Origin of the sequence: Bradyrhizobium sp. SZCCHNS2022 (assembly GCF_032377575.1) — a bacterium.
Taxonomy (GTDB): Bacteria; Pseudomonadota; Alphaproteobacteria; order Rhizobiales; family Xanthobacteraceae; genus Bradyrhizobium; species Bradyrhizobium aeschynomenes.
The window spans coordinates 3,686,766-3,705,552 of the sequence record NZ_JAUHHZ010000001.1 but is presented as its reverse complement, the minus strand read 5'-3'; the positions used below and the strand labels follow the sequence as shown (position 1 = coordinate 3,705,552).

21 protein-coding genes are annotated in these 18,787 nt (G+C 64.9%); 17 read left to right on the top strand and 4 right to left on the bottom strand.

Annotated features, from left to right (window positions below):
* Positions 1 to 4: 4 nt before the first annotated feature.
* From QXZ94_RS16480 to QXZ94_RS16470, 3 genes are all read left to right on the top strand, one after another.
* Complete coding sequence (locus QXZ94_RS16480) at positions 5 to 928, top strand: acetamidase/formamidase family protein (protein WP_315721292.1); 924 nt, start codon at positions 5 to 7, stop codon at positions 926 to 928.
* 27 nt (positions 929 to 955) lie between these two features.
* Positions 956 to 1,711 carry an SDR family oxidoreductase gene (locus tag QXZ94_RS16475; RefSeq protein WP_315721291.1) on the top strand — a complete coding sequence of 252 codons (756 nt, stop codon included), beginning with the start codon at positions 956 to 958 and terminating at the stop codon, positions 1,709 to 1,711.
* Positions 1,712 to 1,832: 121 nt separating this feature from the next.
* Positions 1,833 to 2,945 (top strand): mechanosensitive ion channel family protein, encoded by a 1,113-nt coding sequence (locus QXZ94_RS16470; protein ID WP_315721290.1) that lies wholly within the window; start codon positions 1,833 to 1,835, stop codon positions 2,943 to 2,945.
* 17 nt (positions 2,946 to 2,962) lie between these two features.
* On the opposite strand, the gene QXZ94_RS16465 is transcribed toward QXZ94_RS16470, so the two are convergent.
* The 3 genes from QXZ94_RS16465 to QXZ94_RS16455 are packed head-to-tail and all read right to left on the bottom strand — an operon-like array spanning position 2,963 to position 5,517.
* Positions 2,963 to 3,664: a DUF1045 domain-containing protein gene (locus QXZ94_RS16465; RefSeq protein ID WP_315721289.1), complete on the bottom strand. Its 702-nt coding sequence runs from the start codon at positions 3,662 to 3,664 to the stop codon at positions 2,963 to 2,965.
* A gap of 6 nt (positions 3,665 to 3,670) precedes the next feature.
* Positions 3,671 to 4,858, bottom strand: coding sequence for an alpha-D-ribose 1-methylphosphonate 5-triphosphate diphosphatase (locus QXZ94_RS16460; RefSeq protein ID WP_315721288.1), 1,188 nt, complete (start codon positions 4,856 to 4,858; stop codon positions 3,671 to 3,673).
* Positions 4,855 to 5,517, bottom strand: coding sequence for a chloramphenicol acetyltransferase (locus QXZ94_RS16455; RefSeq protein WP_315721287.1), 663 nt, complete (start codon positions 5,515 to 5,517; stop codon positions 4,855 to 4,857). The genes QXZ94_RS16460 and QXZ94_RS16455 overlap by 4 nt, the downstream gene beginning before the upstream one ends.
* 178 nt (positions 5,518 to 5,695) lie before the next feature.
* On the opposite strand from QXZ94_RS16455, the gene phnC reads away from it, so the two are divergent.
* The 9 genes from phnC (at position 5,696) to QXZ94_RS16410 (ending at position 14,062) form a co-directional block, all read left to right on the top strand.
* Positions 5,696 to 6,502: a phosphonate ABC transporter ATP-binding protein gene (gene phnC / locus QXZ94_RS16450; protein WP_315721286.1), complete on the top strand. Its 807-nt coding sequence runs from the start codon at positions 5,696 to 5,698 to the stop codon at positions 6,500 to 6,502.
* Positions 6,503 to 6,574: 72 nt separating this feature from the next.
* Positions 6,575 to 7,507 (top strand): phosphonate ABC transporter substrate-binding protein, encoded by a 933-nt coding sequence (gene phnD / locus QXZ94_RS16445; protein WP_315721285.1) that lies wholly within the window; start codon positions 6,575 to 6,577, stop codon positions 7,505 to 7,507.
* 93 nt (positions 7,508 to 7,600) lie between these two features.
* Positions 7,601 to 8,485: a phosphonate ABC transporter, permease protein PhnE gene (phnE, locus tag QXZ94_RS16440; protein ID WP_315721284.1), complete on the top strand. Its 885-nt coding sequence runs from the start codon at positions 7,601 to 7,603 to the stop codon at positions 8,483 to 8,485.
* Positions 8,482 to 9,330 carry a phosphonate ABC transporter, permease protein PhnE gene (phnE, locus tag QXZ94_RS16435; RefSeq protein WP_315721283.1) on the top strand — a complete coding sequence of 283 codons (849 nt, stop codon included), beginning with the start codon at positions 8,482 to 8,484 and terminating at the stop codon, positions 9,328 to 9,330. The genes phnE (QXZ94_RS16440) and phnE (QXZ94_RS16435) overlap by 4 nt, the downstream gene beginning before the upstream one ends.
* A gap of 158 nt (positions 9,331 to 9,488) precedes the next feature.
* A complete protein-coding gene (locus tag QXZ94_RS16430; protein WP_315721282.1) occupies positions 9,489 to 10,496 on the top strand; it encodes an ABC transporter substrate-binding protein in 1,008 nt (335 codons plus the stop codon).
* A gap of 52 nt (positions 10,497 to 10,548) precedes the next feature.
* Positions 10,549 to 11,364 carry an ABC transporter permease gene (locus tag QXZ94_RS16425; protein ID WP_315721281.1) on the top strand — a complete coding sequence of 272 codons (816 nt, stop codon included), beginning with the start codon at positions 10,549 to 10,551 and terminating at the stop codon, positions 11,362 to 11,364.
* Between the two features lie 4 nt (positions 11,365 to 11,368).
* On the top strand, positions 11,369 to 12,154 hold the full coding sequence (locus tag QXZ94_RS16420; RefSeq protein ID WP_315721280.1) for an ABC transporter permease: 786 nt from the start codon (positions 11,369 to 11,371) through the stop codon (positions 12,152 to 12,154).
* A 5-nt stretch (positions 12,155 to 12,159) separates the two neighbouring features.
* Positions 12,160 to 13,212: an ABC transporter ATP-binding protein gene (locus QXZ94_RS16415; RefSeq protein WP_315721278.1), complete on the top strand. Its 1,053-nt coding sequence runs from the start codon at positions 12,160 to 12,162 to the stop codon at positions 13,210 to 13,212.
* 7 nt (positions 13,213 to 13,219) lie between these two features.
* Positions 13,220 to 14,062, top strand: coding sequence for a phosphodiesterase (locus QXZ94_RS16410; protein ID WP_315721277.1), 843 nt, complete (start codon positions 13,220 to 13,222; stop codon positions 14,060 to 14,062).
* A 36-nt stretch (positions 14,063 to 14,098) separates the two neighbouring features.
* On the opposite strand, the gene phnF is transcribed toward QXZ94_RS16410, so the two are convergent.
* Complete coding sequence (phnF, locus tag QXZ94_RS16405; RefSeq protein WP_315721276.1) at positions 14,099 to 14,824, bottom strand: phosphonate metabolism transcriptional regulator PhnF; 726 nt, start codon at positions 14,822 to 14,824, stop codon at positions 14,099 to 14,101.
* A gap of 119 nt (positions 14,825 to 14,943) precedes the next feature.
* On the opposite strand from phnF, the gene phnG reads away from it, so the two are divergent.
* Genes phnG through phnK form a run of 5 tightly spaced genes read left to right on the top strand, consistent with a single transcriptional unit; the run spans position 14,944 to position 18,785 of the window.
* Positions 14,944 to 15,399 carry a phosphonate C-P lyase system protein PhnG gene (phnG, locus tag QXZ94_RS16400; RefSeq protein ID WP_315721275.1) on the top strand — a complete coding sequence of 152 codons (456 nt, stop codon included), beginning with the start codon at positions 14,944 to 14,946 and terminating at the stop codon, positions 15,397 to 15,399.
* Positions 15,399 to 16,010: a phosphonate C-P lyase system protein PhnH gene (phnH, locus tag QXZ94_RS16395; RefSeq protein ID WP_315721274.1), complete on the top strand. Its 612-nt coding sequence runs from the start codon at positions 15,399 to 15,401 to the stop codon at positions 16,008 to 16,010. Before phnG ends, phnH begins: the two co-directional genes overlap by 1 nt.
* A gap of 3 nt (positions 16,011 to 16,013) precedes the next feature.
* A complete protein-coding gene (locus tag QXZ94_RS16390) occupies positions 16,014 to 17,117 on the top strand; it encodes a carbon-phosphorus lyase complex subunit PhnI (protein WP_315721273.1) in 1,104 nt (367 codons plus the stop codon).
* Positions 17,114 to 17,998 (top strand): alpha-D-ribose 1-methylphosphonate 5-phosphate C-P-lyase PhnJ, encoded by an 885-nt coding sequence (locus QXZ94_RS16385; protein WP_315721272.1) that lies wholly within the window; start codon positions 17,114 to 17,116, stop codon positions 17,996 to 17,998. The genes QXZ94_RS16390 and QXZ94_RS16385 overlap by 4 nt, the downstream gene beginning before the upstream one ends.
* Positions 17,991 to 18,785 (top strand): phosphonate C-P lyase system protein PhnK, encoded by a 795-nt coding sequence (gene phnK / locus QXZ94_RS16380; RefSeq protein ID WP_315721271.1) that lies wholly within the window; start codon positions 17,991 to 17,993, stop codon positions 18,783 to 18,785. The genes QXZ94_RS16385 and phnK overlap by 8 nt, the downstream gene beginning before the upstream one ends.
* The last annotated feature ends 2 nt before the right edge of the window (positions 18,786 to 18,787 follow it).

Sequence of the window (18,787 nt, the reverse complement as noted above, 5' to 3'; positions counted from 1 at the left end):
GATCATGTCACGACGGGTCGGCAAGGCCGGCAACATCAAATACGCGCTTTCAGGTGACGAGGCCTTCATCGCGGCCGTCGATCCCGGCGAGATCTTCGTCGTCGAGTGCGCGATCAACGTCAATGACGGCACCATCCGCGCGCTCGGCCAGCAGCTGGTCGAGAGCGACGTGACGCTGCCTTACGTCAATGGCGCCACCGGACCGATCGAGGTCCGCGGCGCCAAGGCCGGCGACATGCTGCGGCTCGACATCATCGACATGGAGCTCGACCGGCTCGGCTTCACCGCACTGTGGCCGGGCATCGGCATGTTTCCGGACTGGGTCCGGCGCAAGGAGTTCGGCATCCAGACCCGCGTCGTGGCCGTCGAGAACGGGCACGTCTTGTGGAACGAGCATGTGAAGCTTCCGGTTCGCCCGATGATCGGCGTCGCCGGCGTGGCGCCTGTCCATGGCGCCGTGCTGACGGTCGACAACGGTCCTCACGGCGGCAATCTCGACGTCCAGGAGATCACCTCGGGCAACTCGGTGTTCTTCCGCGTCAACAAGGATGGCGCGCATCTCTTCCTCGGCGACTGTCATGCGATCCAGGGCGACGGCGAAGCCAATGGCATGGGTGCAATCGAAATCGCGGCCAACCTCACCGTCAAGGTGTCGCTCGACAAGGCGCCGGCGCGGCTGAACCATCCGCGCATCGAGACGCCGACGCATATCTGCACGCTCGGCTGCGCGCGCCCGCTCGAGGACGCGATGCGGATCGCGTTCGAGGAGATGATCAACTGGCTCGAGGATGATTGGAAGATCCCGGCGCCGGAGGCCTACATGCTGCTCGGCCAGATCGCCGAGGCCCGCTGCACCCAGGTGGTGAATCCGAAATACACCTACATCTGCAAGGTCAGCAAGACCTTGCTCGCCGGCTATTACGGCTGACGCCGTACATTCGAGAAGGAGAACATCATGGATCTAGGATTGGCCGGCAAGAGCGTGCTGGTGACGGGCGGCAGCAAAGGCATCGGGCTTGCGATCGCCGAGTTGTTTGCCGTCGAAGGCGCCAACGTCGCGATCTGCGCGCGCGATGCCGAAGCGGTCGGCCAGGCGGTCACGAAGCTCGCGGCGAGGGGTGTCAAGGCGTGGGGACAGGGCATCGACGTGGCCGATCCCGTCGCGCTGAAGGACTGGGTGGACGGCGCGGCCAAGGAGCTCGGCGGCGTCGATTGCGTGGTCTGCAATGTCAGCGCGCTCGCGGTCGGCGATTCACCGGAGACCTGGGAGAAATCGTTCCGCACCGACATGATGCACACGGTGAATTCCATCGCGGCGGCCGTTCCGTATCTCGAAAAGTCGACAGCGGCTTCAATCAGCATCATCTCCAGCGTGTCCGGATTCGAGGTCGACTTTGCCGCGGGATCCTATGGCGCGATCAAGGGCGCGTTGATCCATTATGCAAAGGGGCTTGCTCACCAGCTCGTCGGCAAGGGCATCCGCGTCAACGCGGTCTCGCCAGGCAACACCTATTTCGAGGGCGGCATCTGGCAGAATATCGAGAACGGCTCGCCGGACCTATTCAAGACCGCAATGGGTTTGAATCCCACCGGACGCATGGGAACCGCAGAGGAAGTGGCTTATGGCGTGGTGATGCTGGCCAGCCCGCTGGCGAGCCGAATCTCGGGAACCAACCTCATCATTGACGGTGCGCTGACCAAGGCGGTGTAAGCCCGTCGTTACGGTGGCAGGCGAGCCATGCAGCCGACGAATGCTGCACTGCGGCTGCCGTCCGACTCTCCCTGCGATCTCACGAGTTGAGAGCCCTTGAGGCCGCAAGGGAGAGCAAGGCATGCAGGCACTCGTGCAGCAGCTGACCGGTATCGTCCCGGACTGGATGATCGGGCCGGGCTTGATCATCGGCGCCATTCTCGGTGCGCTGCTCGTCTACAATATCGCGCGCGCCCTCGTGAAGCGGGCGATCGGCAGCCGGAACTCGATCCTGCTTCCCATCCTGCGGAGGACCGCGGGACCGGTGCGGCTGGCTCTCTGTCTGGTGGCCGTCGCGCTCGTTCTTCCGCTGGCGCCGCTGAACGAAGGATGGCGCCGCGCGCTCGCGCACCTGTTCGTGGTGGCGACGATCGCGCTGGTCGGCTGGATCACGATCCGCGTCGTCGACATGGTCTCGGCGCGCTACATGCAGCGGTTCCGTGACGACATCACGGAGAATTTCCTCGCCCGCAAGCATGTGACGCAGGTTCGCGTCTTCAAGCGCGTGATCGACACGTTGATCATCATCGTCGCCGTCTCGGCGGCGCTGATGACCTTCGATTCGGTCCGGCAATATGGTGTCAGCCTGTTCGCATCCGCTGGCGCCGCCGGCCTGATCGTCGGTCTCGCCGCACGGCCCTTGCTCAGCAACCTGATCGCGGGCGTGCAGATCGCGGTCACGCAGCCGATCCGCATCGAGGATGCCGTCATCATCGAGAACGAGTGGGGCTGGGTCGAGGACATCGCCTCGACCTATGTCGTGATCAGGCTGTGGGATTGGAGGCGGATGGTGGTTCCGCTGTCCTATTTCATCGAACGTCCGTTCCAGAACTGGACGCGAGATGCGGCCTCGTTGATCGGCTCGGTGGTTCTGCACGTGGACTATGCCGCGGACGTGCCACGCATCAGAAGGCGGCTGGAGGAGGTCGCGAAGGAGTCGAAGATCTGGGACGGCGCCGTGGTCAATCTGCAGGTCGTCGATACCAATACGCGCACCATGGAATTGCGGGCTCTGGTGAGCGCCCGGAACGCGCCGCAGGCGTGGGACCTCAGATGTGAGGTCCGCGAGAAGCTCATTGCCTTCCTGCAGCGGGAGATGCGCGAAGCCTTGCCGCGTGACCGCGCAGACATTTCGCCACCGCTGTCGGTGTTCGATCCGCAGTCGCCGCCGCATTTCGCGGCCGCGCCGAACTGACCGTGGCTCGGCCGACGCTATGCGGCCGTGATCGGCCAGCTGCCGATGATGCTGAAGCGGCTGCTCGCGCTCGGCTGCCGGAACAGTGCGATCCGATCAATTGCCAGCGTGGAAAGCTCAAGGGTCGCGAAGCGGTCCTGGAGCATCGACAGGATGGGACGGCGCCGCATGTCGGAAAGCCGGCATGTCAGCGTCATGTGGAAGCGGAAATCCTCCATGACATAAGGATAGCCCCAGCGGTCGAGGTGATCGCGCTGCCGCGGCGTCAGCAGGTCAGGCTTGCGCCGCGCCCGGTCCTCCGGCGACATCGCGGCACGGAACGGCTCGAACGCCGTGACGGCAGCGGCCGCGAGCTCCTGGAGTGCAGGTGACGCGTCGCCGGGAATGACGGCGATGAAACCGCTGATCGCATCGACGACCGGACGGATGAGCGGAACGGCCCGAGGTGCTGCGGCGAAGCTGGCGCAGGCGTCACAGAGCTCGGCTTCGGCGCGTGCGTCGGTAAGTGCAAACGGCGCCTTCAACGTCGCGTGGAAGCCGTATTTGCGAGCGTCACCCGTGAGCTCGGTCCAATCCGGGACGGCGTCGCGTATCTCGCTCGGAAACTCCCGTTCACCGCCGGTCCAGGCATCGTAGCCAAGCAGGCCGGCGCCGAATTCCGCCAGGGCGGTGTCAGCCGCCGGCGTGTAGTAGATTGCGTAGCGGGCGATGGCGGTCATGATGCGCTACTCGGCCGCCGCGGCGCGAGGCGCAGCGTTGGTGCTGAGCCGAGCGGCCCCCGTGATGTGGACCAGTCGCCCCGCCGCGATCACAGCGACGACGCGCGGACGCGTCGGTATGCTGTCGTCGACGAGGATGATGTCGGCACGCTGGCCTGTCGCGAGCGTGCCACGGTCCGACAGGCCCGCGGCATGCGCAGGACCAGCCGAGATCAGGCTCCAGGCCCGCGACAGGGGAAGAACGCCGTCGGCGGCGAGCCGATAGGCTGCCAGCAACGGCGCTGGATAATAGTAGTCGGAGGCCAGCACCGAGCACAGCCCCTTGGCGATCATGTCGCTCGCCTTGGTCCAGCCCGTGTGACTGCCGCCGCGGACGACGTTGGGGGCGCCGAACACGATCGCATCGCCGCCTGCGGCGGCTTCGCGCGCGGTCTCCTCATTGACCGGGAATTCTGCGATTCCCACGCCCTGTTCCCGAAAGGCACGGCGCATCTCCGGACTCTCGTCGTCGTGAGACAGCATGCGGATGCCGGCCGCGCGGCCGGCCGCGGCAAGGCGGGCGATCGACGCCGGAACGGCATCGGCCCGTGAAACGATGCGCGCGACCAGGCGATCGAAGTCGCTGCCGGACATTCCCGTGCGATCCACCATGCGCTGGCGCTTGTGCGGCTTGTCCAGGCTCGCCACGGTGGAGTCCATATGGTCGTTGAAGGCGAACAAGTCGATGCGCCGCGCTGCAAGCAATGCGAGGATCTCGTCCTCGTCATCGAGATTGTAGGTCTCGTGACGCAAATGGAAGCGGGTATCGGCAGCGAGGCGCGGCCGCAGAGCTTCGATCGCCTCGAGCAGATGGCGCGCGTTCGCAGCACTTCGCAGGCCCGGCTCCCACGACCAGGTGGTCGCATGGAAGACCGTGGTGATGCCGTTGCTGACGGCCTGGCGGTCGCTATCGACCAGAGCGACGTCGATCGGAAAATCCACGCCTGCGCGCGGCATCATCTGCCGCTCGAAGGCGTCACCATGAATATCGACGATGCCGGGCAGCACCGTGAGCCCGCTCGCATCGAGATCGAGTCCGGTACGCGGTGTAGTCGTGTCGATCCCGGCAATCACGCCCCGCGAGAGGATCAGCGATGCGTCGACGAGCTCGGAGCCGATCAGGCACTTGCCGCCCGAAACAAAGATGTCTGTCATGGCGTGGCACTCTGCCGCAGCTGAACGCCGTCGTCGAGAGCTGCCTCGTATTTGTCCAGGAAGTCGGCGATCTCCAGGCGCCGGAAGTCCGGCAAGGCCGCGCGCAGTGCGTCGTGATCCCAGTCCCACCAGGCGAGGCGCCGCAGACGCTCAGCGATGTCCTCCGGGAAACGGCGCTTCAGGAGACGCGCGGGATTGCCGGCGACGATGGTATAATCGGGCACGTCCTTGGTGACGATGGCGCCGGCCGCCACGACGGCGCCCGTGCCGATGTTGCGTCCTGGCAGCACGATCGCACCATGGCCGATCCAGACATCATGACCGATGTCGACATGGTGTTGGCGTCGCCAGGCGAAGAAATCCGCATCGTCGGGTTCGCCCGGGAAATATGCGCTGGCGCGATAGGTGAAATGCGCCTGGGTCGCGCGATGCATCGGGTGATTGCCTGGATTGATCCGGGTCATCGCCGCGATCGAGCAGAACTTTCCGATCGTCGTGTAGGTGATTTGTGCATCGTTGACGACGTAGGAGTAGTCGTCCATCGCCACCTCGTTGAGGATGGTGCGGGCACCCACTTCGCAATAGGCGCCCAGCCTCACGTCGTGGAGGGTTGCGGTGGGATCGACGGTGGGATGGATTGAAAGTGACTTGCCGGCCATGTCTCGTCTGCTTCTGGAGGTTCTCGGATGTCTAAGGTGCTCACTATGACGGTTGCGTGACGGGCGGATGACCGGGGCGTCGCCGATGTGGATGAGCAGGCGAGCGTGAGCGCATTGTCACATAACTGTTGAATCCAGACGCTAGCGGTAGCGCGTCACGAGGCGTCTGGAGCTTGCAATGCTGGTGGTAGATGGTTTGACGTGCCGGTTCGGTGCGAAAGCCGCGGTCGACAATGCGTCCTTCGCCATTGCGCCCGGCAGCTTCGTCGGCGTGATCGGGCGGTCCGGGGCCGGCAAGTCGACCTTGCTGCGCTCCATCAACAGGCTCAGTCCCGTCAGCTCCGGACGGGTTTTGTTCAACGACCTCGACGTGACGGCGCTGCGCGGGCGCGACCTGCGCCAATGGCGTGCGCGCTCGGCAATGATCTTCCAGCAGTTCAACCTCGTCGGCCGGCTCGACGTGCTCACCAACGTGCTGATGGGACGGCTGGCCGAAATTCCTTCCTGGCGTTCGCTGGCGCAGCTGTGGCCGGCCGAGGATGTCGCCATCGCGATGTCCGCGTTGGAGCAGTTCGACATGGCCTCGCTCGCCGCGCAGCGCGCCGATCAATTGTCGGGCGGGCAGCAGCAGCGGGTTGCCATCGCGCGTGCGCTCGTGCAGCAGCCCGACATCATCCTGGCCGACGAGCCGATCGCCTCGCTCGATCCCCGCAACACCAAGATCGTGATGGATGCGCTGCTGCGCATCAACAAGCATTTCGGCATCACGGTGGTCTGCAATCTGCATTCGCTCGATCTGGCGCGCAGCTATTGCGACCGCCTGATCGGCATGGCGACCGGGCGCGTCGTGTTCGATGACGTCCCTGCCGCTCTCACCGGCCAGATCGCGCGCGAGCTTTACGATCTGGAAGCCGATGAGGTCATGGATGCTCGCCCCGTGCCGCCGGCAGCCGTTCCGGCCTTTGGCGAGGCCGCCGTCGCCTGAGCCGTATGTATCACAAGTTTCGGCCGCCGCGCGCGACGGTCGCATCGTATGATTGCAGCAAGAGGATAGGTCATGATCAATCGTCGCATCATTCTGGCAGGCGTCGCCGCGCTTGCGTTCACCGCTTCGGCCTCCGCCGCTGACTGGAAGGCGAAATATCCCGAGCTCACCTTCGCCGTCGTTCCGGCTGAGAATGCCTCTGGCGTCACCGAGCGTTGGGCGCCGTTCGTGAGCTATCTCTCCAAGGAGCTCGGCGTGAAAGTCACGCTGCGCATCGCCAACGACTACGCGGCCGTGATCGAAGGCCAGCGCGCCGGCAACATCCACATTGCGAGCTACGGCTCGGCCTCGTTCGCCCGGGCCCGCCTGACGGGGGTCAAGACCGATGCCTTCGCCAACGACATCAATGCCGACGGCAGCACCGGCTATTATTCGGTGTTCTTCGTCAAGGCGAGCAGCCCGTATCAGGAGGTCGAGGACCTCAAGGGCAAGAATCTCGGCTTGGTCGATCCGAATTCCACGTCGGGCAACAATGTGCCGCGCTTCGAGCTCAACAAAATGGGCGTGACCGATGCCGAGACGTATTTCGGCAAGGTGGTCTTCACCGGCAGCCACGAGAATGCGGTGCTGGCCCTGTCCCAGGGGACCGTCGACATCGCAGCCAACCAGTGGACCAGCGACAACGACTCGACGCTGGCGCAGATGCTGACCAAGGGCATGCTGAAGAACGCCGACGGCTCGCCGATGAAGAAGGAAGACTTCCGGATCATTCACAAGTCGGCGCCGATCATCAACGGTCCCTACGCCTACAACACCGATCTGCCGGACGATCTCAAGTCGGCGATTGCCAAGGCGTTCTTCGACGCGCCGACCAAGGACAAGGCGGCGTTCGACCGTCTCTCCGACGGCCAGAAGAAGGGCTTCCATCCTGCCACGACCAAGGATTGGGACGGCACGATCGACCTGATCAAGTTCGTCGACAGCCTGCGCAAGAAGGCGTCCTGATCGTCATCCGATTGTGGCATGAGCCGGGTCCCTGTGGCCCGGCTCATCCTTTGAGAATTGCTTCCACGCTTCGAACAGGGCCAGCATAGTCCGATGGCGGTCGCCGTCTCGATCCTTCCCAGCCAGCAACTCGCGGTGCTGAACGAGGCCTATCGCAAGGCCGTCGCGCGCCGGCGCTGGCGAACTCTGCTCGGAGCTTGTGCGTTCGCGGCCGTGCTCGTCGTTGCCGCCATCGGCGCGGAGGTGAACGTCCGGACGCTCTATGCATATTTTGGCAACTTCGTCGGCTATTTCGACCGCATCTTCACGCTCGACGATGGTCACCGGGTCTGGAGCAATGTCTTCGAGTGGTTCTGGGGCTTCAAGAAGTGGATCAAGCTGCTCGGCGAGACGCTGCTGATCAGCTATGTCGGCACGCTGGCAGGGATGCTGGTCGCGTTCGGCCTGAACTTCCTCGCCGCTGAGAACACCTCGCCTGCGCCGTGGGTGCGCTTCACGGTGCGACGGTTGCTCGAGTTCGCGCGCACCGTCCCCGGCATCGTCTTCGCGCTGATCTTCGTCATCGCCTTCGGCCTCGGGCCGGTGGCCGGTGTGCTCGCGATCGCCGTTCATTCGAGCGGAGCGCTCGGCAAGCTGTTTGCCGAGGTCGTCGAGAACGCCGACATGAAGCCGGTCGAGGGCGTCCGTGCCACCGGGGCCAGCTGGCTCTCCTGCATGCGCTTTGCCGTGCTGCCTCAGGTGATGGCCGGCTTCTCCAGCTATACGCTGCTACGCTTCGAGATCAACGTGCGCGAAGCCTCGGTGATGGGGTTCGTCGGCGCCGGCGGCATCGGCCAGGAACTCGTCGTCGCCGTGCGAAAGTTCTACTATTCCGATGTGAGCGCGATTCTCGTGATGATCGTGGTGACCGTGTTCCTGATCGATATCGCCACCGGCTGGCTGCGCGGCCGGCTGTTCGGCGCGGAGCCGCGAACATGAAGAGCGGCGAGACGCCAGATCCGCGCGTGCTCAGGGAGCGCTATCCACACGTTTTCGAGCGTCCGATGTCGGCGCGCCTTGCGACCCCGGTGGTGCTGCTGGTCGCGCTCGCGGTGTTCGTGTTCGGCCTTATCGATCTGGATTTCTCGCCGTCGCGGATGCTGGCCGGCCTCGGCCAGCTCGGCTGGATCGCCCGGCTGATGCTGCCGCCTGATCCCGGCGCGTCGCTGCCGATCTATCTCCAGGCGCTTGGCGAAACGCTGTCGATCGCGGTGCTCGGCACGACGCTCGCCGCATGCGTCGCCTTCCCGGTCAGCCTGCTTGCGGCGAGAAACGTCATTCCGTCGGCGATCTTCCGCTTTCCGGTGCGCCGCCTGTTCGACACCATCCGCGGCGTCGACACGCTGATCTGGGCGCTGGTCTGGATCAACGTCGTCGGTCTCGGGCCTTTCGCGGGCGTGCTCGCAATCGCGGTGTCCGACTTCGGCGCCCTCGGCAAGCTGTTTTCGGAGGCGATGGAGGGCGCCGACCGCAAGCAGGTCGAAGGCGTGCGCGCGGCCGGCGGCAATGCGCTGCACGAGATCCGCTTTGGCCTGCTGCCACAGGTGCTTCCGGTCATTGCGGGTCAGGTACTCTACTTCATCGAATCAAATACGCGCTCGGCGACGATCATCGGCATCGTCGGCGCGGGAGGCATCGGGCTGCAGCTAGCGGAGCAGATTCGCGTCCTGGAGTGGCAGAAGGTGTCGTTCCTGATCCTCATGATCCTCGTCGCCGTCGCCGCGATCGACTGGATCTCCGGCAAGCTGCGCTTCGCGATCATCGGCCGTCGGGCTGTTGCTTGAACCGATAGGCATCTGAAGGTTGCGATCGTTCGTGTGCAAGCGATCAGGGTGCAGCATGCGCTGTGTGCGCTGCAATCGCTGTCGCAAATCCTTCATGGGCCGTCTTTAGGGGAAGCTTCGGAACTGGCCGTGATGCCAGGAATACGGAGTCTGTCTTCATGAAGGTCACCCGCCTCGTTCTCGCTCTGCTCGCGCTGTGTGTCGTCGCGTCGTGGCACCCGGCCAAGGCCGCGGACGTCATTTGCTACAACTGCCCGCCGGAATGGGCCGACTGGGCCTCGATGCTCAAGGCGATCAAGACCGATCTCGGCTACGACATTCCACATGACAACAAGAATTCCGGCCAGGCGCTGGCGCAGATCCTCGCTGAGAAGAGCAATCCCGTCGGCGACATCGGCTATTTCGGCGTCACCTTCGGCATGAAGGCGAAGGCGCAGGATGCGCTGGAGGCCTACAAGCCCGCGAATTGGGATCAGGTCCCCGCCGGCCTGAAGGACGCGGACGGCTATTGGACCACGATCCACTCGGGTACGCTCGGCCTGTTCGTGAACAAGGATGCGCTCGGCGGCAAGCCGGTTCCTGCCTGCTGGAAGGATCTGCTCAAGCCGGACTACAAGGGCATGGTTGGCTATCTCGATCCGAGCTCGGCGGCCGTTGGCTATGTCGGCGCCGTCGCGGTCAACCTCGCGCTCGGCGGTACGCAGGCCAATTTCGATCCGGCTCTGGGCTTCTTCAAGGACCTGCGCAAGAACGATCCTATCGTGCCGAAGCAGACGTCCTATGCACGCGTCGTCTCGGGCGAGATCCCGATCCTGTTCGACTACGACTTCAACGCCTACCGCGCGAAGTATACCGAGAAGGGCAATTTCGAGTTCGTCATTCCCTGCGAAGGTTCAGTGGTCTTCCCGTATGTCGTCGGCCTCGTGAAGAACGCCCCCGACAAGGACAAGGCGAAGAAAGTCATGGATTATCTGTTGTCCGACAAGGGCCAGGCGATCTGGACCAATGCCTATCTGCGTCCGGCGCGCCCCATCGAGCTGCCGGACTCGGTGAAGAGCAAGTTCCTTCCGGACAGCGATTATGCCCGTGCCAAGAGCGTGAACTGGGGCGACATGGAGGCCGCGCAGAAGGGCTTCGTGGATCGCTACCTGTCCGAGGTCCGCTAAAGGAGTGCCGCGCCTCCGCCGGAGACGCTCCGGCGGAGGTGCAATCAATTCCATGTCTCACAATTCCTTCGTCCGTCTCTGTCTGCTGCCGCTCGCGGCGGTCACGGCAGCGTTCTTCCTGTTGCCGATGGCGAGGCTGCTCCTCACCGGCGCAGAAGGACCGCGTGGGCTGGCCGAGTATCTCGCGATCATCCTCGAGCCGCGCTATCGGACGACCCTGCTCAACACGCTGGTGCTGGCGGCGGTAACGACGGTCGCGACCTTGATCATCGCGACCATCGCGGGCCTGTTTCTGCAACGGCACCGCTTTCGCGGCCGTGCGATCCTGGTCGCGATCCTGACGTTTCCGCTCGCCTTCCCCGGCGTCGTGGTCGGCTTCATGATCATTCTTCTGGCCGGCCGCCAGGGGCTGATCGGGGAAGTCTCGTCCAGGCTCACGGGAGACAAGCTCGTGTTCGCCTATTCGATCCATGGGCTGTTCCTGGGCTACCTCTACTTTTCGATCCCGCGCGTGATCCTCACCATCATGGCTGCGGCGCAGAAGCTGGATCCCGGTCTGGAGGAGGCGGCCCGATCGCTCGGCGCGAGCCCATGGGCCGTGCTGCGCGACGTGATCCTGCCGGCACTGACGCCGGCGCTGATCGCGTCCGGCGCGATCGCGTTCGCGACGGCGATGGGCGCGTTCGGAACGGCATTCACCTTGGCGACGAACATCGATGTGCTGCCGATGCTGATCTATACCGAGTTCACGCTGGCCGGAAACCTGGCCACCTCGGCGGCGCTCTCGGTCGGCCTTGGCGTGATGACCTGGCTCATGCTGGCGCTGGCGCGCTCCTTCGCCGGCAGCTCGGTGGCGGCGGCAGGGTAGGCTCGTGCGCAACAGTATCATCTTCATCCTTCAACTGCTGTTCACGCTGCTCGTCGCCGCCTTCTTGGCCGTGCCGGCGGCGCTGTCGATCGCCGCTGGCGTCACGGTCAACTACTTCCGCGGCATTCAGTCCGGCATCACGCTGCAATGGGTTGCCCAGGTCTGGGAGCTCTACGCCGGCACGATCATGGCCTCGATCCTGATTGCGCTGGGCACCCTGGCAGTCACGCTCGTGGTCGGTATTCCCGCCGCCTATGCGCTGTATGTTCGCGGCGGGCGGCTGGCACGGCTGGTCGAGGAGATCATCACCTTGCCGCTCGCCATTCCCGGACTCGCCATCGCGCTCGCGCTGCTGCTGACCTATGGCGGCTTCGGAAGCTTCCGCCGCTCATGGCTGTTCATCCTCGCCGGTCATGTGATCTTCACGATGCCGTTCATGGTCCGGTCCGTCATGGCGGTATTCGCGACGATCGACGTCAAATCGCTCGATGAGGGCGCCGCATCCGTCGGGGCCGCGCCATGGCGGCGCTTCATCGACGTCATCGTTCCCAATGCCGCCCCCGGCATTCTGGCTGGCAGCCTCATGGTGGTGACGTTGTCGCTCGGAGAGTTCAACCTGACCTGGATGTTGCATACGCCGTTGACCAAGACCCTGCCGGTAGGCCTCGCCGACAGCTACGCATCGATGCGGCTGGAGGTCGCGTCCGCCTATACGCTGATCTTCTTCGTGATGATCATTCCGCTGCTGGTGGCCATGCAATGGATCGGCGAGAGAGGAAACCTGCGGTGAGCACGATGACCCGGCATGGAGCCGCGCTGAAGGTGGAGAACTGCGGCAAGACCTTTGCCGACGGGACGTGCGCGCTGGCGCGCGCCACGCTGGACATCGCGCAGAGCGAGACGCTGGTGCTGTTGGGGCCGTCCGGCTGCGGCAAGACCACGCTGCTGCGGATCGTGGCCGGGCTGGAAAATCCCGATGCGGGCGGACGCGTGCTGTTCGACGGCAAAGACCTGACGCGGCAGCCGATCGAGAAGCGCAACGTCGGCATGGTGTTTCAGTCCTATGCGCTGTTCCCCAACATGACGGTCGCCGACAATATCGGCTACGGGCTCAAGATCCGCGGCGTGAAGAGGGCTGAACGGGCCGCGCGGGTCGCCGAACTCGTGGTCCTGACAAATCTGGGCGGGCTCGAAGATCGCCGCATCGATCAACTCTCGGGTGGCCAGCGCCAGCGTGTCGCGCTCGCACGTGCGGTCGCCATCCGGCCGAGCGTGCTCCTGCTCGACGAACCGCTCACGGCGTTGGATGCGGCCCTGCGCGAGCGGCTCCGCGGTGAGCTCAACAGCCTGCTGCGCACGCTCGGGATCACGGCGATCTACGTCACGCATGACCAGGCCGAAGCCATGGAGCTCGGCGACCGCATTGTCGTCATGCGCAAGGGCGCCATCGCCCAGATCGGGACGCCGCGAGAGATCTATTTCACTCCAGCCGATCGCTTCGTGGCGGAGTTCGTCGGTGCGGCCAACATCATCGAGGCACCGATCGACGGCGGCCACCTCGTTCTGCCGGGCGGACGACTGCCGGTCGCCGATCCCGCGCCGCGTAACCAGGCCGTTGCGATGGTTCGACCGGAAACGATTGGCATCGTCGAGGCCGCGGCATCGGAGCTGACCGGCGTCGTCCACAGCGTCCGTTTTGCCGGCGACCGGCAGCGGATCATCGTTCGCGGCGCGGCCTCCATTCCACTCACCGTGGATGCGCCGAATACGATCAAGGTCCATGCCGGAGAGCGCATCGGACTGTCGATTGAGCCGAATTCCATTCGTCTGCTGCCAGCGGAAGGTTGATCATCTCATGACCAAGAACGCGGTCAACATTGCGCAGATTTCGGACCTCCACATCAAGGCGCCCGGTCGGCTGGCCTATCGTCGTGTCGACACGGCGCGCGCGCTCGCGCGATGCATCACGGAGCTCAACCGGTTTGAGCCAAAGCTCGACCTGGTGGTGATCTCGGGGGATCTCGCCGACACGCCGTCACCGGCCGAGTACGATCATCTCAAGGATCTGCTTGCCGAGCTCCGGATTCCGTTCGCTGCCGTGCCCGGCAATCACGATTCACGCGAGTTGATGCGAGTGGCGTTTCCGGACGCGTCTCATGATCACCCCTCGGGTCCGCTGAATCGGCATGTGGAATTGGCCGATCTCGATCTGCTGTTGCTCGATTCCAGCGTGCCCGGCCATCCGCATGGTGAGATCGATCAGGCGAGTCTGCAATGGCTCGATGCCAAGCTCTCTGCTCGTGCCGACAAGCCGGCCCTGCTGTTTCTGCACCATCCGCCATTTTCGACCGGCATCGGTCACATGGACCGGCAGAACCTGCGCAATGCTGCGGATCTCGCAGCCATCCTCACGCGTCACCCGCGGGTGCAATTGATTGGATGCGGTCACGTCCATCGTGCAGCGCTGACCCGGTTTGCCGCAATCCCCTGCACGATCTGCCCGGCGCCGAACCATGCCGTGGCACTGGATCTCGCCGAGATGCAATCGCCATCCTTCTGCATCGAGCCTCCAGCCTTTCACCTTCATGCCTGGTTTCCAGGGCCGGGATTCGGAACGATCGTCACGCATCAGGTGCCCATCGGGGATTTCGACGGGCCGCATCCGTTCTTCAATCAAGACGGCACGCTCATCGACTGAGTGCCCCGAGGTCGAGAACATGGCGACGGTTTCGCCCTAGCTCTCGACCTCGAACGTCACACGCTCCGCAGCGAAGCGCGAGCGTTTGCTGACGAGCGGCGTCCCGTCGGCGTCGATGTCGGTGCTGTCGACGACCAGGACCGGACGCCCCAGCGCGAGGTCGAGGCGGGACGCGTCGCTGGCATCGGCGATCGCTGCCGTGATCCTGGTCGCACCGCGGCGATAGTCGCGGATGCCGTAATGCGCGAGGAGCGCCGTCATCGAGCGGGTCGCGGCGAACACCCGCCCTGCGTCGGGAAATCGCTCGGCCGAGAGCCAGGAGGTGCTGACGCAGATCGGCGTCTTGTCGGCGAAGCGCAGCGCATCGATGCGCGCCAACGGAGCACCCGTCTTCAATCCCAGCAGTCGTGCGAGGTCGCGCGTCGCGGATTCCTCCGAGGCCGCGATCAGCTGCCCGCGCGGCTCACGACCGCCCGCGCCGACGATCTCCGAGAATCGGGTCCGCGATCGCAGCGGATAGGACAGGCGCGGGGCTTCCACATAGGTGCCGCTGCCGCGCTCGGCGCGGACGAGCCCGCGTTCCGCGAGGGTCGCCAGCGCCCGCCGGACCGTGTGGCGGTTGACGCGGTAGGTCTCCGCGATCTCGGTCTCGCCCGGCAGGCGCGTACCGGCCGCGAAGCGGCCATCGGCGATGTCGCGCTCGATGCCGTCGGCCACCCGCCGCCACAGCGCGACGCCAGATCCGGCGTCCGGCATGCTCATCGCAGCTCCCCGCGTCGTGTTGTGAAAATCACGTCCATGTCATCAAACAGTCATGGCGCTCTCTTATCGAGTTGTCTAGTATCATAGACAACTTGATGCAGGCAAGATCGAGAATGGCGATGAGCGGCGATACGGCGTTGCAGGAGAAGCGGCGGGACGCGATGAAGGTGCTGTCGCACGTTGCGGCCGCCGACATCGAGAATAGGATGGCCGCGCTGCCGGTGCCGCCCCACCAGGATCTGCGTGCCCCCGAAAGCGGCCTCGTCATGGTCCGTGGCCGGATCGGCGGCGATGGCGCGCCGTTCAATCTCGGTGAGGCGACGGTGTCTCGCGCGGCTGTTCGTCTGCAGGGCGGGCAGGTGGGGTTTGGCTATGTCCTCGGGCGCGACGGCGGCAAGGCGCGCCTGATCGCGCTGTGCGACGCCTTGCTTCAATCGTCCGATCACGCCAAGGCAATCGAGAGGGAGGTCGTTGCGCCCCTGCGGGCGCAGATGCAACAGGAGCGGGATCGAAGCGCCGCCGAGGCCGCGGCGACGCGGGTCGATTTCTACACGATGGTGCGGGGAGAAGGGTGATGACGGCAATGACTGTCGAGCTGCAGCCCGGCTTTGCCGACAAGGTTCTGTCGGCGCAATCGACCTTCCGCATGGTGATGGAGGCGATGGCGCGTCCCGGACAGGTGGTGTCGGTCGACGACGGCGCCGGCCGGCCAACGTCGATGACGGCCGGCGTTGCGGCGATCGCCCTGACCTTGCTGGACCAGGATACGCCGCTTTGGCTCGATGCGGCCTTCGCGCGCGCGCCCGATGTCGGAGCCTGGCTGAAATTTCACACCGGCGCGCCGGTCGTGACGCGTCCAGAGCTCGCAAGTTTCGCACTCGTGGCGGCGCCCGACGCGCTGCCTGATCTCGCGTCCTTTGCTCTGGGGACGCCGGAATACCCGGACCGGTCGACAACCCTCATCCTTCAGGTGCCGAGCCTTTCTACGGGGCCGACGTTCCACCTGCGTGGTCCTGGGATCGATGGGGTGACCTCGCTCGCGGCGACGATCGAGCCGCGCGATCTGTTCGCGCGACTGTCAATCAACGAGGCGCTGTTCCCGCGCGGGATCGACGTCATTCTGGTCGACGATCAATCGTTGGTCGCGATCCCGCGCACGACGCGTCTCTCACCTGCAGGAGCTTAGCGGATGTATGTGGCGGTCAAAGGCGGCGAGCGCGCCATCGAGAACGCACACCGGCTGCTGGCGCATGAGCGCCGCGGCGATAGGAGCGTGCCCGAGTTGTCGCTTGCGCAGATCTCGGAGCAGCTCGGACTCGCGGTCGATCGCGTCATGAGCGAGGGTTCGCTGTATGATCACGAGCTGGCAGCTCTTGCCATCAAGCAGGCGCGCGGTGATCTCATCGAAGCGATCTTCCTGGTGCGCGCCTTCCGTGCGACCCTGCCGCGCTTCGGTGCGACCGAGCCGGTCGATACCGGCGAGATGCGCGTGCAGCGGCGCGTATCGTCCACCTTCAAGGACATTCCCGGCGGGCAAGTGCTGGGCCCGACATTCGACTACACGCACCGGCTGCTCGATCCGGCTCTGGCCGAGGCAGGCGATCCCGAGGCGCCGGCCCTTGCGTCGACGTCCGACGCGCCGATGCCGCGGGTCACCGACATTCTCGGTCAGGACGGATTGATCGAGCCGTCGCCTGACGCGGACCCCGAGGCGCCCGTGGGAGATCTCACGCGTGATCCGCTGAGCTTTCCTGCCGGCCGCGATCTGCGGCTGCAGAATCTCGCGCGCGGCGACGAAGGCTTTCTGCTGGCGCTCGGCTATTCGACGCAACGCGGCTATGGCCGCAACCATCCGTTCGCAGGCGAGATCCGTTTCGGCGAAGTCGAGGTAGAGTTCCTCGCCGAGGAGATCGGGTTCGCCGTGCCGCTCGGATCGATCGAGCTGACCGAATGTCAGATGGTCAATCAGTTCAAGGGATCGGCGACCGAGCCGCCATGCTTCACCCGCGGCTATGGCTTGGCCTTCGGTCAGAGCGAGCGCAAGACGATGTCGATGGCGCTGGTCGATCGCGCGCTGCGCGCGCGCGAGCTCGGCGAGGATTTGATCGCCCCGGCACAGGACGAGGAGTTCGTGATGTCACATTCCGACAACGTGCAGGCGACCGGCTTCGTCGAGCATCTGAAACTGCCGCACTACGTCGACTTTCAATCCGAGCTCGGCCTGCTGCGCAAGCTGCGCCAGGAGTTTGCCGATGCCAATGCCGTTGCCGTGTTGAAGGAGGCCGCGGAATGAACGCGCCGACCTACAACTTCGCCTATCTCGACGAGCAGACCAAGCGGATGATCCGCCGCGCGATCCTCAAGGCCATCGCCATTCCCGGCTATCAGGTGCCGTTTGCGAGCCGCGAGATGCCGATGCCCTATGGCTGGGGCACCGGCGGCGTGCAGGTCACAGCGGCCATTCTCGGCCCGCATGACGTGCTCAAGGTGATCGACCAGGGCTCGGACGACACCACCAACGCGATCTCGATCCGCAAGTTCTTCGCCAAGACGGCAGGCGTGGCAACGACGACATCGACGGAAGAGGCGAGTGTGATCCAGACTCGCCATCGCATTCCCGAGGCGCCGCTGCGGGAGGGCCAGGTGCTCGTCTATCAGGTGCCGATCCCGGAGCCGCTGCGGTTTCTCGAGCCGCGCGAGACCGAGACGCGCCGCATGCATGCGCTTGCCGAATACGGCCTGATGCATGTCAAGCTCTACGAGGACATTGCCCGGTTCGGCCACATCGCGACGTCCTATGCCTATCCGGTCAAGGTCAATGCGCGCTACGTGATGGACCCGTCGCCGACGCCAAAATTCGACAATCCGAAGATGGACAATTGCCCGGCGCTGCAGCTGTTCGGGGCGGGGCGCGAGAAGCGGATCTATGCCATCCCGCCCTATACGTCGGTGGTGTCGCTCGATTTCGAGGACCATCCGTTCACGCGCTACAAGTTCGACGCACCCTGCGCGCTGTGCGGCGCTGAGGATTCCTATCTCGACGAGATCGTCACCGACGACAAGGGGAGCCGCATGTTCGTCTGCTCCGACACCGACTATTGCGAGGGCCGCCAGGCGGCCGGACATCGGGGCATCGAGAATGCCGCCCCGCACAAGGAGGGCGCTCATGGTTGACATGAACAGCGCATCCGATCAGCCGCTGCTGGTCGCTGAAGAACTTGGCAAGAGCTACGGCCGGCTCGCAGCCTGTCGCGACGTCTCGTTCGTGCTTTATCCGGGCGAGGTGCTCGCGATCGTCGGCGAATCCGGCTCGGGAAAGTCGACGCTGCTGCAGATGCTCTCGGCGCAGCTCGCGCCAAGCGCGGGCCGCGTGTCCTACCGGATGCGCGATGGCGTGCTGCGCAGTCTCGCCGATCTCGGCGAGGCCGAGCGGCGTTTTCTGTTTCGCACCGACTGGGGCTATGTGCACCAGGATCCGGCGCAAGGCCTGCGCATGGCCGTATCCGCGGGCGCCAATGTCGGCGAGCGGCTGATGGCCATTGGCTGGAATAACTACGGCCGTATCAGGCAGACCGCATCGTCCTGGCTGCAGCGGGTCGAGATCGACGTCGCCCGTATCGATGATGCGCCGCGGACCTATTCCGGCGGCATGCGGCAGCGGCTGCAGATTGCGCGCAATCTGGTGACGGAGCCGCGGCTGGTGTTCATGGACGAGCCGACCGGCGGGCTCGACGTCTCGGTGCAGGCGCGCCTGCTCGACCTGATGCGCAGCCTCGTCAACGAACTCGGCCTCGCGGCGATCGTCGTCACGCACGATCTTGCAGTGGCGCGGCTGCTGTCCCACCGTGTGATGGTCATGAAGGAGGGGCGGGTGATCGAGACCGGCCTCACCGATCAGGTGCTCGATGATCCGCGCGAGCCCTACACACAGCTTCTCGTGTCCTCGATCCTGCCGCCATGAGC